Origin of the sequence: Sediminibacterium soli, assembly GCF_009939225.1 — a bacterium.
Taxonomy (GTDB): Bacteria; Bacteroidota; Bacteroidia; order Chitinophagales; family Chitinophagaceae; genus Sediminibacterium; species Sediminibacterium soli.
Genome location: NZ_JAACJR010000008.1, coordinates 256,347 through 271,014 on the forward strand (window position 1 = coordinate 256,347; position 14,668 = coordinate 271,014).

The window sequence follows — 14,668 nt, forward strand, 5'->3', positions numbered from 1 at the left end:
GTTCGGTTGCGTCAACACACTTCATTCAACCAATACAGGCGCCCGTTCCTTATTTATGAATTTCGCTGGAAAAATGGAACACAATATCGGGGTTATTGGATATCTCGGTATTGAGGAACCATTCGCTTTGGGCAAGGTATACGGGATGGCCGTCTTTGTCTTCGGCTGAGTTCTGCTGTTTGAAACGGAGAAAATCGTCCAGCTTTTTCTGGTCCCTGCTGGTCAGCCAGCAGGCTTTGTAAAAAGGCAGGGCGCGGAATTCGCAGGCGGCGCCGTATTCCTGCAGCAGCCGGTACTGTATTACCTCAAACTGCAGTTCGCCAACGCAGCCAATGATCTTTTTGTTGCCCCCGAACTGCGTAAACAACTGCGCTACGCCCTCGTCGGTTAACTGGCTCACCCCTTTTTCGAGCTGTTTTGTTTTCATGGGGTCTTTGTTCACCAGCTCCTTGAATATCTCGGGAGAGAAAGTGGGGATACCGGTGAAATAAAAATCCTCTCCTTCGGTCAGCGTATCGCCGATCTTGAAATTACCGGTGTCGAACAGACCCACCACATCACCCGCATAGGCGTCTTCAATGATATCTTTGCTGCGCGCCATAAAACTGTACGGGTTGCTGAAGCGCATATCCTTGTCCAGCCGCACATGGTGATAATATTTATTCCGCTCAAACCTGCCGCTGCATACACGCATAAACGCAATACGGTCGCGGTGCTTGGGATCCAGGTTGGCATGTATCTTGAAAACAAAACCGCTGAACCCGTCTTCCTCCACACTTACCGCGCGTTTGGATGTTTCGCGGCTGCGCGGTATGGGTGCGATGCGGATAAACGTATCCAGCATTTCCTTTACCCCAAAATTGTTTACCGCGCTGCCAAAGAATACCGGCGCTATTTTTCCTTCGAGATAGGCAACGGTATCAAGGTCTCCGTAAACACCTTCGATCAGTTCCGCATCCTCCCGCAGTTGCGCGGCGTCTCTCTCCCCTACTTTCTCGTCGAGCAGGGACTCAGACAGATCCCGTATGCCGATCACATCCTCCTCATCCGCCCTGGTGCTGGCCGTAAACAGACGAAGGCTTTTGTCGTCAAGGTTATACACGCCTTTAAAATCCTTACCGCTGTTGATGGGCCATGTCATGGGATGCAGCGAAATACCCAGCTCTTTCTCGATCTCTTCCAGCAGGTCAAAACGGTTCTTGCCGTCACGGTCCATTTTATTGATGAAAACGATCACGGGGGTATCACGCATACGGCATACCTCCATCAGTCTTCTTGTCTGTTCTTCCACCCCGTTTACGCTGTCTATCACAAGAATAACACTGTCAACCGCCGTAAGCGTGCGGTACGTGTCTTCCGCAAAGTCTTTGTGACCGGGTGTATCGAGCAGGTTGATCAGGATATTCCGGTATTCGAAGGTCATTACCGATGTGGCCACGGAGATACCGCGCTGCCGTTCGATCTCCATAAAATCGCTTGTTGCATGCTTCTTGATCTTATTGCTTTTTACAGCACCCGCCACCTGTATCGCGCCGCCGAACAGCAGCAGTTTCTCCGTAAGGGTGGTCTTACCGGCATCCGGGTGCGAAATGATGGCAAATGTTCTGCGCCTGTGGATCTCTTTTTCGTATTTCATAATGCGGCGGCAAAGGTAAGGAAACGGGAAACGTCAGACATGCGTCGTGAGAGGTCAGTCGTGAGTCAACTCACGCCTCACCTCCCGGGGATTATCACAAATCTTTCACAGGCTGCCTGGGGGTATTGGGGTATTTTTGGGGCAGGAGTCATTATTTACTATGAAAAAACTGATCGCGGTCGCTGCCATATTGTTCCTTTCAGGACAAACGCAGGCGCAGGGATTAAAAGGCCTGCTGAACAAAGCAAGGGAAACCATTAACGGTAAAACCGCCGCCGCGGGCTTAAGCAATGAGGATATTGTTGCCGGGCTGAAAGAGGCCCTCGCCACCGGGTCTGCCAAAGGCGCTGCGGCGCTTTCGCAGGCGGACGGCTTTTTTGCCAACGCAGCGCTGAAGATCCTGCTGCCGGCAGAAGCCAAGAAAGTGGAGAGCGCCCTGCGTGCAGCCGGTTTGGGCAAACAGGCCGACGATGCCATCCTCAGTATGAACCGTGCAGCCGAAGATGCCTGCAAAAGCGCGGCACCCATTTTCATCAACGCCGTAAAACAGATGAGCTTCAAAGACGCGCTGGGCATACTCAGGGGAAGCGATACCGCCGCCACGGCCTACCTGCGAACCGGCACCCATACCGAGTTGACCAGCGCTTTCCGGCCGGTTATCGAACAGTCGCTCACCAAAGTGGATGCCACCCGTTACTGGAATACACTGATGACAACCTATAACCGTTTCAGCCTGCAGAAGATCAATCCCGATCTCACCGCTTATGTTACGGAAAAAGCCCTGAACGGCATTTTTGTACAGGTGGCTGCTGAAGAAAAGAATATCCGCGAGAATCCTGTTGCCAGGACCAGCGATATGCTCAAAAAAGTATTTGCCAAATAGCGGTCAGCGAAACGGCTCGTCGTCGATGGAATGGGTTCTTTCCACGATGCTGCGGATCTCCTGATCGAGTTCGCCGGCGCTTTCCTCGAGGTGATGAAACAGTTCCAGGTCGCCTACCGAGCCGCTGTTGCGCAGCACTTCCAGCACTGCCAGTATATTGGCCAGCGGTCTGCGCACCTGGTGCGACTGGCGGAAAGCGATATCGCGCAGCAGTGTATTCTGTTTTTTGATTTTTTCGTGGCTGACAATATCTTCCGTTACATCGCGGTTGGTGCCGATCAGGCTCAGCGGCTTGCCCGCTTCCGAGCGTTTGATAATGGCATGCGAATCGATATAACGGATCTGCCCGCCGGGCAGGATGATGCGATAGATGGCGCCGTTGATCTCGCGCAGTCCCGACATCAGGTCCTGTATGATCGAGATCATCCTTGGCGTATCCTCGGGATGCACGGCATTGTTAAACACCTGGTACAGGCTGATATCCGTTCCGTCGGGGTAACCGTACATATGGAACATGCGCTTATCCCATATCACCTGGCCGGTCACCAGGTCTATCTCCCATATCCCTATCGATGCAGAATCGGTGGCCAGCGATAAACGCTGCAGCAGTTCTTCCTGCTGTACCTGTGAGAGGTTGCGGTGATCTGAAAGCAAACGTATCTGTCCTTCGCTTTTCTCCAGCGCTTCGGCTATGCGGCGGTGGTGGGTGATATCGAAGATACAGCCGTCTACATACCGGATCTGTTTTCCCTCTTCGTAAATACCCTGCGCGCGCTCCGACACCCAGCGCAGCGTACCATCCTGTCGTACGATGCGGTATTCAAATTCAAAGCGCTCTTTGTGCGCCAGCGCATCGCGCATCCGGCGGATCAGTGCGGGGCGGTCTTCGGGATGAACGATGTTCAGGTAGCCCTGGCGCCTGTCGCTGAGAAAATAGGCCACAGGATATCCGGTAAGGTTCTCTATTTCATCACTGAAAAATTCAAGCGTCAGCCATTCGTCGCCCGAGCAGCGATAGATAGCCCCGGGTAAATGATTGATCAATAAACGAAACTGTTCATTGCCGAATAAATCGGCGGCTGCAGTGTTAGGTTTTGGTTGCTGTTCTGACATAACAACATTATCAGCAGGAAATATAGGGAAATTCCAGAAATACATCTTCCCGGTCTATCCGTTCCTTCTCTCATCTTCTGCTCCTTCCCCCTCCATTCCTGTATTCGACATTCATTATTCCTTGTTCCTTGCCTGCCTGTCGGCAGACAGGTTCTTCTGTTCCTTGTTCCTTGCTCCCCTGTTCCCCTCCCTCCCCCAAAAAACAAAAGACCGCATCCGCGGCCTTTTGCAACAGGTTGATCGATCATTAAATATCTGTCGCTTCTCCGTAAGCAACAGCGGTGGCTTCTTTCATAGCCTCGCTCATGGTCGGGTGCGGGTGACTTGCGTTGAGTATTTCGTGGCCGGTGGTTTCGAGTTTACGGGCCACCACTGCTTCGGCGATCATTTCGGTAACATTGGTACCGATCATGTGTGCGCCAAGCAATTCGCCGTATTTGGCGTCGTAGATCACTTTTACAAACCCTTCTGTTGCGCCCGCTGCCGTGGCTTTACCGCTGGCTACAAAGGGGAATTTACCCACTTTAACTTCATAACCTGCGTCTTTGGCGGCTTTTTCGGTATAGCCTACGCTGGCTATCTCGGGTGTGCAGTAGGTACAGCCGGGTATATTGTTGTAATCCATCGCCTCGGGCAGGTGCTGGAATTTCTTTTCGTTATAGCCGATATGTTCCGCAGCCGAAATACCCTCTTTAGAAGCCACATGCGCCAGGGCCTGGCCGGGCGCACAGTCGCCGATCGCGTAAAAACCGGGAACGGATGTCTGGTAGTATTTGTCAACCACCACTTTCCCTTTTTCTGTTTTGACACCCATTTCTTCCAGACCGATGTTCTCGATATTGGCTACCACGCCCACGGCGCTCAGCACCACATCCGCCTCGAGCGTTACGGTGCCGTCCTGTTTTTTCACGGTTGCTTTTACCCCGCTGCCGCTGGTATCCACGGATTCAACAGAAGCGTTGGTAAGCACTTCAATACCGAATTTCTTGTATTGTTTTTCGAGTTCTTTGGAAATATCCTCGTCTTCCACCGGCACAATACGCGGCAGGAATTCCACGATGGTTACCTTGGTGCCCATGCTGGCATACACATAGGCGAACTCCACGCCTATCGCACCGCTGCCCACCACGATCATGCTGTTGGGTCTTTCGGGCAGTACCATCGCCTCGCGGTAGCCGATCACTTTTTTGCCGTCCTGTTTCAGGTTGGGCAGTTCCTTGCTGCGGGCGCCCGTGGCGATGATGATGTATTTTCCTTCCACTGCCTGTTTGCTTCCGTCGGCGGCGGTAACTTCCACCTGTCCTTTTGCCTTGATCTTTCCATAACCCATCACCACATCGATCTTGTTCTTCTTCATCAGGAACTGGATACCCTTGCTCATTTTATCGGCTACGCCGCGGCTGCGTTTGATCACCGCGGAAAAATCGGCTTCCACACCGGTTGCGTTGATACCGTAGTTGGCGCTGTGTTTCATGTATTCGTATACCTGCGCACTTTTGAGCAGGGCCTTGGTTGGGATACAGCCCCAGTTGAGACAGATACCGCCCAGGCTTTCTTTTTCGATGATCGCTACTTTAAAACCCAGCTGGGAAGCGCGGATTGCCGCGGGGTAACCACCGGGACCACTGCCAAGTACAATTACGTCGTAAGCCATAATAGGGAATTGATTGAATTGAGATGATTGGAAATCAATTTGCGGAGGCAAAAATACTGGCTATTGGGCAAACGGAAAAAACAGATTGGGGGCGGTGCCGGGTAAATCGCCAGCAGTGAATCGCCGGTTTGACAGGCCGCTGGTTAGACTATCGGATCTTCCCGCTCCTATCGTCTTCACCATATGAAGGATTCCCTAATCAGGGTACGATATTGAGTTTACCCGCATTGCTGGCGTTGATCTGTAAGGAGGCGCTGCCCTGCATGCTTACGCTGCTGCAACCCACTACGATATTGCCCAGTATGCGCTTGGTTCCTCCATTGCTGATCACCAGGTTGCCGAAGGTAAAGGCAGGAATATCCTGTGTACCCGAACCGTTGAAGTTAACGGTGCTGCCGGTAACCGTATAGGCCCCTGCACCGGGGGTAAACAGTCCGGCAATGCCAATGATGCCCAGAGCGCTCAGGGTTCTTGCGCCGCCGCTGCCGTCCAGGTCGGTATAATCCCCGTGTACAATGGTCTGCGGGGATGCGCTGTTGTACAGAACGGTGCCACCCCAGGTTTTGGCGACAGAGATGGGTGTTGCCGATGTGTTCTGCGTCAGCAACCGGCCCGCGTGACCGGTGGCAGTGTTGGTTACCGCAAGGGTATTGATCCCCATATCCAGGCTGCTGCCCGCAACGGAGGTCAGATTGGTGGCCGTGATATTGCCTGAGGCTGTCTGTACGCCGCTGGTATTGCCCATGGCAAGCGTATAATAAGTCATTGCCCCAACGGTTTGTCCGCCCGAAGCCAGGTTGTAATTAACGGTACCGGTTCCGGGGGTAAAGGTTCCGCTGTTGGTCCAGCCACCCTGCAGACTGATGGTGTCCGAGCCCATGGTTACCGCACCGGTGCCTGTAATATTGCCTGCGATGTTTGCACCGGCATTGTTCACGGAAAGTAAAGCGGTGCCGCCCGTGATATCCCAGTTGCCGCTGACCGACACCGTACCCGCAGCCACTGTTTTATTGCCGTTACCGGAGAAAGAAAGGTTTTTATAGGTGGGCGTTACGGATACCGTTTGTGCAACGCCGGCCGCATACTCAACCGTTGTGCCTGCTGCAAAACTGTTGGTGCCGAATGCCGGGTAGCCGGTGGCCACAGTGGCAGATCCCAGTTGAAAAATTCCGGATACAAGGTTGATGGTTCCCGTTGCCGTTAACTGGAAACCGCCATCGCTGAACAGGCTGCTGGCAACCTGTGAACCGATCTGCAGCTGTCTTGTGCCTATATTTTTGGCCGCGTTCATCTTAACGCCGTTTACATTGTCGATCAGTATGCCGCCGGCGCCCGCCCAGGTTGCCGGAAATTCAGTGCCCGTGGTTTGGGCAATATCGCCTTTGTACTCCAGCGCGGCAGAAGCGCCATAGGTTGGCGTGCCTGTTACGGTTGAGGTGCCCTGCCTAGACAATGTGCCGTTTACCGTAGCGCCGGTCACCGTTTTGACGCCGGCGCCCGACAGGGTAAGGTCGTTATAGGTAACGGCCCAGGCTGTCTGCGCGGCCGCCCCGTTAAAGTTTACGGTGCCCGCACCCGCGGTAAAACCCACGGTGGTGCCGCTGAGCGTGCCGCCGATGGCCAGCGAGCCCGAGCCGTAGAACCGGAACACACAGCCCGTGGTGCCGTGGGTGATATTGCCGGCGATGGTGGCGGAGCCGTTGCCGATGGTAAGACTGTCGTTACGTGTGGCCGTGGTGGCGCTCATGGTAAGCGATCCGGCAGAGAAACTGCCGTCGCCCACTGAAATGGTGCTGGTAAAGCCGGCATTGGGTCTTGCCATCGTTACCGCGCCGGTTACAGCCAGCGAACCCGTTGACGCGATAAGTACGCGCGTAACAGCCGCCGCAACCGGAATGGTGAAGTTACCCGATACCGTAACCGTATCGCTGATCGCCAGACTGGCGCCGCTTGTCAGGGCCAGGTTATTGAAAGCGGTGATGCTGGCACCGCCGCTGATGGCTGCGTTTGCCGTACCGAAAGTAACGGTGGCCGTTCCCTTGGTGAAGGAGCCGTTGTTTACCCAGGGACCATTTACCGTAAGCGCGATGGTGGTGCATTCCAGCGTGGCGCCGGCACTAATCGTTACCCCCGTGCAGGTGCGGGCAATGGAATTCACCGTTACCTTACCCAAACCGGTGGTGGCGATGATGACATTGTCTGTTGCCAGGGGTATTATACCGCCCACCCAGGTAGTGGTGGTTCCCCAGTTGCCGCCGGCAGCGGTGGAAGTGCGTGTGGCGGCATATCCCTGCATGCCCTGCAGACAGCCCATCAGGCATACCAGCCATACGGCGATGCGGTATTTTTTAAAGAAAACAAACGAAACGGAATCCCTGGTAGCGTACATATCCTGTAGAGGTTAATAAAGGATATTGGATTTTATGGATGACGATCTTCCGGATCGCCAAAACCAGACACGAGAAACTGCAAGATGCTTTGTCGGGATTAGCCCAGAATAAGGCAGAAATTAGAATAGGCTTAGAATCGCCACAGGCTGTAAAAACGGGTTGTCTGGGGGGCTTTTTGAAAATGGCCCGTTGTTGTAACGGCCCTGAAGCAGGGTGGGGCTATTCAAAGAAAATACGTACGGTCTGGTAAAACCATTTATTGTCCATGGCCGCGCCCGCCTGCTGCATGTGTTCGTTAAAACCCTGCAGACCGAACAGACCGGCCATATTTCCGTTGCGCAGGGCAATCTCGAGGTATCCCGCGGAATTGAACCAGGCTAATTTTTCCGATTCCGAAACGGAGGTATAGTTATCGCTGATGGTATCGATGATCTCGTTCCGTTTGAATACGATCTTAAAGCGCCTGCCGTTGCGCTGTTCTTCAAATTCCTGTTTGGTGATGTTGATGACCACGTTTTCGAAATTGTCGATAAACAGTATCTGTCCCTCCATCCAGTTTGGACCGATGGTGGCCCGCAGCGGGTATTTTTCAACGATATTGTTTACCGACTCGCCCGCAGCATAAAGATTACCGGTATGCGTGATCGCCGCCGAGGCATTGGCGGCAAGCTGTGTGATCTCGAGCAGGGTATTCCGCCTGTCTACCGCAATGGCAGCCATCTCTGCGGGTTTGGCGCCGGTGATCATGGTGAGGATGCCGTTATCCGGGCAGATAATATACTGGTCGTTATACCGCGCCACCAGCAGGTAACGCACGGCGGTATCAAACAGGTTCACGATCACCAGGTGAAAACTGCCTGCCGGAAAATACCGGAAAGCATTGTTGCAGGTATACGCCGCCTGCGGAAAATTGGTCTGGGAAAGGTAGTGCGTGATATCCGCAATACTCCATGCCGGCAACAGGCTGAGGAACTGGCCTTTGATAGCGCCAACAAGATAATCCCGTTGACCTATGTCTGTTGTCAGGGTTAGGATAGGCATGCCGAAAAATAAACGTATGGCGCTGCAGGTTATTTCACCAGCTCCCCATTTTTAAAGAAAAATTTCCTGACCAGCTTATCTGCCACCGATGGAAAGAAGCGGTTGATGAAGACGGTTTGCTTTCCCTGCGAGGTAAGTACGATGGTGCGTTTGCGTTTGATGATGGCCTGTGCGATATGCTCCGCACATTCTGCCGCGCTCATCAGTTTGCCTTCTTCCAAAGGCGATTCGCCCTGGGCAATACCGTCTTTGTTCAGCGCCGCATTGCGGATATTGGAGGTGGTGAAACCCGGGCAAACCCACATCACGTTCACGCCGGTCTCGATCAGTTCGGTGCGCAGGGCTTCGAGCCATCCGTTAACCGCGAACTTGGAGGCAGAATACCCGCTGCGGCCCGGCAGACCGCGGTAACCCGCAATAGAAGATACCCCCACGATGGTGCCCTTGTTCCGGGTAATATAGGGCAAAGCGAATTTGCTGCAGTAAACGGTGCCCCAGAAATTGATGTCCATCACTTTGCGGATGGTTTCCAGTTCCACATCGGCCACCAGCGAGCGCATGGAGATACCGGCATTGTTGACCAGTATGTCTATCGTACCAAAGGTCTTTACCACCGCATCGATGAAATTGCGGCAGTCGGACTCCTTGCTTACATCGGCGGTATGGATCATCAGCGGGTGCGAGGTATGACTCGACTGCAGCTGGTACAATTTATCGAAGTTCCTGCCGCAGGTGGCCACTTTGGCGCCCTCGCGGAGAAAAAGCTCCACCAATGCCTTGCCGATGCCATCAGATCCGCCCGTAATCACCACCACTTTTTTATCAAACATGCCCATACCGGATAATTTGTCGGACAAAAATAAACAGTTCGCCGCTCAGTTATCAACATAATGGGTACCAATCCATAATTTATTTGCTTAAAAATTTGGCTGGTTTTTTATTTCGCCTATTTTTGCACTCCCAAAACAGAAGCCCCTGGCCCTGTGCGGGAATGGTCAGATTCCGTAGCTCAGTTGGTAGAGCAATACACTTTTAATGTATGGGTCCTGGGTTCGAGTCCCAGCGGGATCACCATATGGGACAAGTCAAAATTCAAACGACTTGTCCCATTTTTTTTGGGCTTCAATTCCTTGTCTATTACGGATATAATGTTGATGACTTCATTCAATCTTTTGGTTCGATGTTGGCAACCGTCGAATACGAGATTTTCAGGGAACATCGAACCAACTATCTTTCGCTTTACTTCTACTGTACCTTCTCTATACAATGTTTCAAGCTGTGCGATGTTGCTAAACGCCTTGTTCCATAAAGGCTCTACCGTTGTTTGGAAATTTACAGCGGCCTTTAATTTTGCTTCCAGCCGATTGATCTTTTCCTCACATTCAGATTTGATAGCCCGATAATCATCGCCTTCAATATCGCCGCACAAAAGCAGTTCTCTTGCTTTTACAACCCGGTTGTTTACCTCCTGCAATTGTACCTTTAAATCTTTTTGTTCATCTCTTTCTCCACGTTCTTTTGACTTATATGTTGACGTAATTACGTCTTTGCACATTTCAAGTCTTGAGAGCGGCCAAACATATTTTTTGATCTCGTCATACATTTTATCGTTCGTGTCTTTTGCTTTGTAACGAACACCACAAGCAGAACTGCAATGATAGTAATGGTAATATTGTGTTCTCCCTTTTGATGCACTGGCTGTCAACATCCTTCCGCATTTTGGACAGATTAGGAAACCTCTCAATGGAATGCTGTCATCGGCTGTAACTTTTGTTCCCAAAATCCGTTTGCGTCCATCCAATACATCCTGAACATCATAGAAAAGGGCTTCAGAGATCAAACGTTCATGTTGCCCCTTTGCCAGGAGGCTTTCTTCTTCTTTGTATTTGGGAACAAATATCAATCCGCAGTATATCGGGTTTCGTATGGCAACCCAAAAGTTATTCTTGCTGCACTTTAATCCTTTTTCTTTTGCTTTTTTCCATACCTGTTCAGTATTGAGCTTACTGCGGGATAGTTCTTCAAACGCCCATTTCATTATATCACCCTGAATTTCTTTCGGGGCAATATATTTCTTACCGTTCTCATTAACCTTGTTGGCATAACCAATGGGTGCGGTTCCCATCCAGCGCCCTTCTTTCTTAGCCCTCCGCATCCCATGAAACACATTTAACGCTCTCCGGTCATTCTCTACCTCCGGTGCAGCGAGGTAAAACGCCAGCATCATTTTATTTTCAGGAATTGAAAGGTCAAGGGGTTGCTCTACAGCCTGTGGTTCTACACCTAACCGCCGAAGGGTACTGATCATTTGGTACGCATCCCCTGCGTTACGGCTAAACCTGTCCCATTTCGTAAACAGGATAAGGTCGGTATGTCCTTTATGTTTCCTTAAATCACCCAATAGGCCTGTCCAAGCCGGTCGTTTGAAAGTCTTAGCCGAATGGTCTTCCAAGATCACTTTCCTAACCCGGATATTGTTGATTTCACAGTATTTCCGCAAACGTTCCTCCTGGTCACGTTGCGAATAGCCTTTATCGGCCTGTTCGTCCGTACTTACCCGTACATAAAGGTCTGCTATTTTCATAACTAAAAAATTAAGTGTGGTACTATGTAAAGATAAGAAGAAAAAATGAAAATGAGCAATATTTAATAGTATCATCACGTCAAAATTTACTAAATTTGTTACATCTTTGTTTAATATTATAAAACCGACAAGGTTTAATAGGAATTGAACGCCCCTGTTTAATAACATAACAGGCACACAATAGCCTATTAGCCGCATAAATTCAAACTATTCGATATGGCCACACCCCGCGAAAGATTGGTAGAATCGCTTAAATTCCTGAAAGAATTACAGGATAACGGTGTAGTCGGTATCCATACCGATGAAATGCCCAACAGGAAATACAGGGAGATACTGCTTAAAAACGGCTTTATCCGTGAGGTGACAAAGGGATGGTACATACCTACCGATCCTGCTGAAAAGGAAGGTGAAACCACGTCCTGGTACAGTTCCTATTGGGAATTTATTGTAAAGTTCCTGAATCACAAATTTGGCGATGACTGGTGCTTGTCAGCAGACCAGTCGCTGCTTATCCATGCGGGAAACAGCGCAGTACCTCAACAGTTGATGATACGTTCGCCACAAGGAAATAATAACCCTACGCCCTTACCACATAACACGTCCCTGTTCAATTTAAGGACTGGTATTCCGCCAGCGGATCAAACCATCGTAACCAATGGAATCAGGATGTACAATCTGCCGGCTGCTTTGGTTTACAGCTCACCAAGCATTTATACAAGGAATGCCATAGATGCCCGCACAGCCCTTACGTTGATAAGAGATGCTTCGGAGGTACTACCTATCCTTTTGGAAAACGGTCACACCACATTTGCGGGAAGGTTAGCAGGCGCTTTTAGAAATATTAACAGGGATAAAATAGCCGATCAGATTGTAGATACTGTTAAGCAAGCTGATTACGATATACGGGAAGAAGATCCTTTTGAAACCAAACTGAACCTTAATCTATCCTCCCGTGAACGCTCTCCCTACGCCAATCGCATCAGGCTCATGTGGCAACAGATGCGTGAGATTATTATTTCCAGCTTTCCCAAAGCTCCCGGCATACCCGATGATTCACAAGCCTACCTGAAGGACGTTGACGACATTTACATAACAGATGCCTATCACTCCCTCTCGATAGAACGGTATCGGGTGACACCGGAACTTATAGAAAGAGTAAGCAGCGGTCAGTGGAACAGTAAGGCGCATGAGGAAGATCGCAAGCAAAGGGATGCTATGGCTGCCAGAGGCTACTACCAAGCCTTTCTGCAGGTGAAGGAAACCATCACAGCAATATTGAAGGGAGCCAATGCAGGAAAGCAGGTGGATAAAGATCACGCAAAATGGTACAGGCAACTATTCGACCCAAGCGTTACCGCCGGGCTTTTAAAAGCGGCGGACCTTGCAGGGTATCGCAACCACCAGGTATATATTGGGAACTCCAAACACGTTCCTCTGAACGTGGATGGTATGAGAGATGCCATGCCCGTTCTGTTTGAATTATTGGAGGAAGAACCGGAGCCATCGGTCAGGGCAGTATTGGGTCATTTCGTTTTTGTTTTTATCCATCCGTACATGGATGGTAACGGACGAATAGGACGGTTTCTGATGAATGCAATGTTGGCTTCGGGTGGATACCCGTGGACGGTTATACCTGTGGAAAGGAGAACTGAATATATGCAGGCATTGGAGCAGGCAAGCGTAGGGCAGGATATTACTTCGTTTGCCACTTTCCTTGCTTATCTGGTCAACGAGCGGTTAAAAGGGAAAATCGTGGCTAAGTTGCCCGACGCTAAGTAGAAAGGCTACATCCTATTTCGTAGCACGGCTACAGCATGTTTGCGGTGCAGATGGACACTTTCAGCCTGATAGTTCTCATTACTTTTTGACTCTATTTCCTGTGGAGATTTCCTGCTTTTGGTCAATAAGCTGATAGCTGTACTCACTGTCGTGCGATGAAGTTTTTCACCGTTGAACGTCAGGTTATCGGGAAACAGTGTACTTACGATTTTTCGTTTTTGTATAACAGTTCCATTTTGAAACAACTCTTCTAAATGCGACAATTTGGAAATAGGAAGATCCCATAGTAATTCCATATTGTCTGAAAATGAAATGGATGTTTGTAGTTTTACTTCAATATCAGTCATTCTTTCATTGGCTTCTGACTTAATGGTACGATAGTCTTCGCCTTCAATTTCTCCACGCAGCAATAATTCACGAGCCTTTGAAAGCCGCTGCTTTATCTGATCCAGTTGAGCCACCATGCGTTTCTGATCTACCTTCTCAACACGGTTCACATCCATGAAAGTAGCTGTAATAATTTCCCGAAACAGTTTAAGTTGCGGAACATTGTGAACTTCATTCCCGATGGCTTCTATCATTAACTTGTTTGCGTCATCTGCTTTATAACGTACACCGCATTCGGAACTGCAATGATAGTAGTGATAGTATTTGTTTCTTCCTTTTGAAGCACTGCCGGTCAAAAACCTTCCACAGTTAGGGCAAATCAAATAACCTCTTAATGGAATATCATCCTGTGCAATTACCTTTTTACTTACTGCTTTTCTCTTTCTGCCGTCCAGCACATCCAGCACATCAAAGAATAGTGAAGCGGTAATAATTGGTTCATGTTGTCCCTGTACAAGTTGGCTTTGTTCATCTTTATGCTGAGGAACGAAAATCAATCCGCAATAAATAGGGTTCCTTATCGCTACCCAAAAATTATTTTTGCTACATTTCAATCCTCTCGCCCTGGCTTGCTTCCAGATTTGTTCTGTGTTCAGTTTGTTGCGAAAGATTTCTTCAAATGCCCATTTCATGATTTTAGCGTCCTGATTTTTCGGCGCAATATATTTCTTGCCATCTTCTGTAATTCTGTTTACATAACCAATCGGAGCTGTGCCCATCCAACGCCCTTCCTTTTTAGCACGGCGCATACCATTAAATACATTTAAGGCCCTGCGGTCATTCTCTACCTCCGGTGCTGCGAGGTAAAAAGCCAGCATCATTTTATTTTCAGGGATAGATAAATCCAATGGCTGTTCTACTGCCTGCGGCTCTACTCCGAGATGCCTTAGAAGGCTGATCATTTGATAAGCATCCCCGGCATTCCGGCTAAACCTATCCCACTTCGTAAAAAGAATTAAGTCTGAATGTCCCCTTTGCTTACGCAAATCTACCAGCAGGTTCTGCCAGGCAGGTCGCCTGAAGGTCTTTGCGGAATGGTCTTCAAAAATTACCTTGCGTATTTGAATGTTGTTGATGTTACAATACCTACGCAGCCTTTCTTCCTGATCCCGTTGGGAATAGCCTTTGTCTGCCTGCTCGTCTGTACTCACCCTGATATAAAGGTCTGCAATTTTCATAGCTGTTTTTTTACTTTACAGTA

General features: G+C 49.9%; 9 protein-coding genes, 1 tRNA gene and 1 pseudogene. 3 read left to right on the forward strand and 8 right to left on the reverse strand.

What is annotated here, in order from left to right; genetic code table 11:
• Positions 1–49: 49 nt before the first annotated feature.
• Positions 50–1,636 carry a peptide chain release factor 3 gene (locus tag GWC94_RS08335; protein WP_161834588.1) on the reverse strand — a complete coding sequence of 529 codons (1,587 nt, stop codon included), beginning with the start codon at positions 1,634–1,636 and terminating at the stop codon, positions 50–52.
• A gap of 160 nt (positions 1,637–1,796) precedes the next feature.
• On the opposite strand from GWC94_RS08335, the gene GWC94_RS08340 reads away from it, so the two are divergent.
• Positions 1,797–2,519, forward strand: coding sequence for a DUF4197 domain-containing protein (locus GWC94_RS08340; protein WP_161834589.1), 723 nt, complete (start codon positions 1,797–1,799; stop codon positions 2,517–2,519).
• Positions 2,520–2,522: 3 nt separating this feature from the next.
• On the opposite strand, the gene GWC94_RS08345 is transcribed toward GWC94_RS08340, so the two are convergent.
• The 5 genes from GWC94_RS08345 to GWC94_RS08365 all read right to left on the reverse strand — a co-directional run bounded on the left by GWC94_RS08345 (position 2,523) and on the right by GWC94_RS08365 (position 9,553).
• Positions 2,523–3,632, reverse strand: coding sequence for a PAS domain-containing protein (locus GWC94_RS08345; RefSeq protein ID WP_161834590.1), 1,110 nt, complete (start codon positions 3,630–3,632; stop codon positions 2,523–2,525).
• A gap of 247 nt (positions 3,633–3,879) precedes the next feature.
• Positions 3,880–5,286, reverse strand: a complete 1,407-nt coding sequence (lpdA, locus tag GWC94_RS08350) for a dihydrolipoyl dehydrogenase (protein WP_161834591.1) — start codon at positions 5,284–5,286, stop codon at positions 3,880–3,882.
• A 199-nt stretch (positions 5,287–5,485) separates the two neighbouring features.
• Positions 5,486–7,675: a beta strand repeat-containing protein gene (locus GWC94_RS08355; RefSeq protein WP_161834592.1), complete on the reverse strand. Its 2,190-nt coding sequence runs from the start codon at positions 7,673–7,675 to the stop codon at positions 5,486–5,488.
• 220 nt (positions 7,676–7,895) lie between these two features.
• The gene (locus GWC94_RS08360) at positions 7,896–8,717 is read right to left on the reverse strand and encodes an SAM hydrolase/SAM-dependent halogenase family protein (RefSeq protein ID WP_161834593.1); all 822 of its coding nucleotides are present in this window, start codon (positions 8,715–8,717) and stop codon (positions 7,896–7,898) included.
• A gap of 29 nt (positions 8,718–8,746) precedes the next feature.
• Positions 8,747–9,553 (reverse strand): SDR family oxidoreductase, encoded by an 807-nt coding sequence (locus GWC94_RS08365; protein WP_161834594.1) that lies wholly within the window; start codon positions 9,551–9,553, stop codon positions 8,747–8,749.
• 162 nt (positions 9,554–9,715) lie between these two features.
• Between GWC94_RS08365 and GWC94_RS08370 the strand changes: the two genes are divergently transcribed.
• Positions 9,716–9,791 (forward strand) — tRNA-Lys (locus GWC94_RS08370).
• A 580-nt stretch (positions 9,792–10,371) separates the two neighbouring features.
• On the opposite strand, the pseudogene GWC94_RS17100 reads toward GWC94_RS08370, so the two are convergent.
• Positions 10,372–11,499, reverse strand: a pseudogene (locus GWC94_RS17100) (recombinase family protein); the annotation flags it as partial.
• Positions 11,500–11,517: 18 nt separating this feature from the next.
• Between GWC94_RS17100 and GWC94_RS08380 the strand changes: the two are divergent.
• Positions 11,518–13,080 (forward strand): Fic family protein, encoded by a 1,563-nt coding sequence (locus GWC94_RS08380; protein ID WP_161834595.1) that lies wholly within the window; start codon positions 11,518–11,520, stop codon positions 13,078–13,080.
• 5 nt (positions 13,081–13,085) lie between these two features.
• On the opposite strand, the gene GWC94_RS08385 is transcribed toward GWC94_RS08380, so the two are convergent.
• On the reverse strand, positions 13,086–14,645 hold the full coding sequence (locus tag GWC94_RS08385) for a recombinase family protein (protein WP_161834596.1): 1,560 nt from the start codon (positions 14,643–14,645) through the stop codon (positions 13,086–13,088).
• Positions 14,646–14,668 lie beyond the last annotated feature (23 nt).

Bases quoted from the DNA above. Each gene is read 5' to 3' on its own strand.
- GWC94_RS08365 (WP_161834594.1), bottom strand. From the start codon at position 9,553: ATGGGCATGTTTGATAAAAAAGTGGTGGTGATTACGGGCGGATCTGAT.
- GWC94_RS08385 (WP_161834596.1), bottom strand. From the start codon at position 14,645: ATGAAAATTGCAGACCTTTATATCAGGGTGAGTACAGACGAGCAGGCA.
- GWC94_RS08355 (WP_161834592.1), bottom strand. From the start codon at position 7,675: ATGTACGCTACCAGGGATTCCGTTTCGTTTGTTTTCTTTAAAAAATAC.
- GWC94_RS08340 (WP_161834589.1), top strand. From the start codon at position 1,797: ATGAAAAAACTGATCGCGGTCGCTGCCATATTGTTCCTTTCAGGACAA.
- GWC94_RS08345 (WP_161834590.1), bottom strand. From the start codon at position 3,632: ATGTCAGAACAGCAACCAAAACCTAACACTGCAGCCGCCGATTTATTC.
- GWC94_RS08380 (WP_161834595.1), top strand. From the start codon at position 11,518: ATGGCCACACCCCGCGAAAGATTGGTAGAATCGCTTAAATTCCTGAAA.
- lpdA (WP_161834591.1), bottom strand. From the start codon at position 5,286: ATGGCTTACGACGTAATTGTACTTGGCAGTGGTCCCGGTGGTTACCCC.
- GWC94_RS08360 (WP_161834593.1), bottom strand. From the start codon at position 8,717: ATGCCTATCCTAACCCTGACAACAGACATAGGTCAACGGGATTATCTT.
- GWC94_RS08335 (WP_161834588.1), bottom strand. From the start codon at position 1,636: ATGAAATACGAAAAAGAGATCCACAGGCGCAGAACATTTGCCATCATT.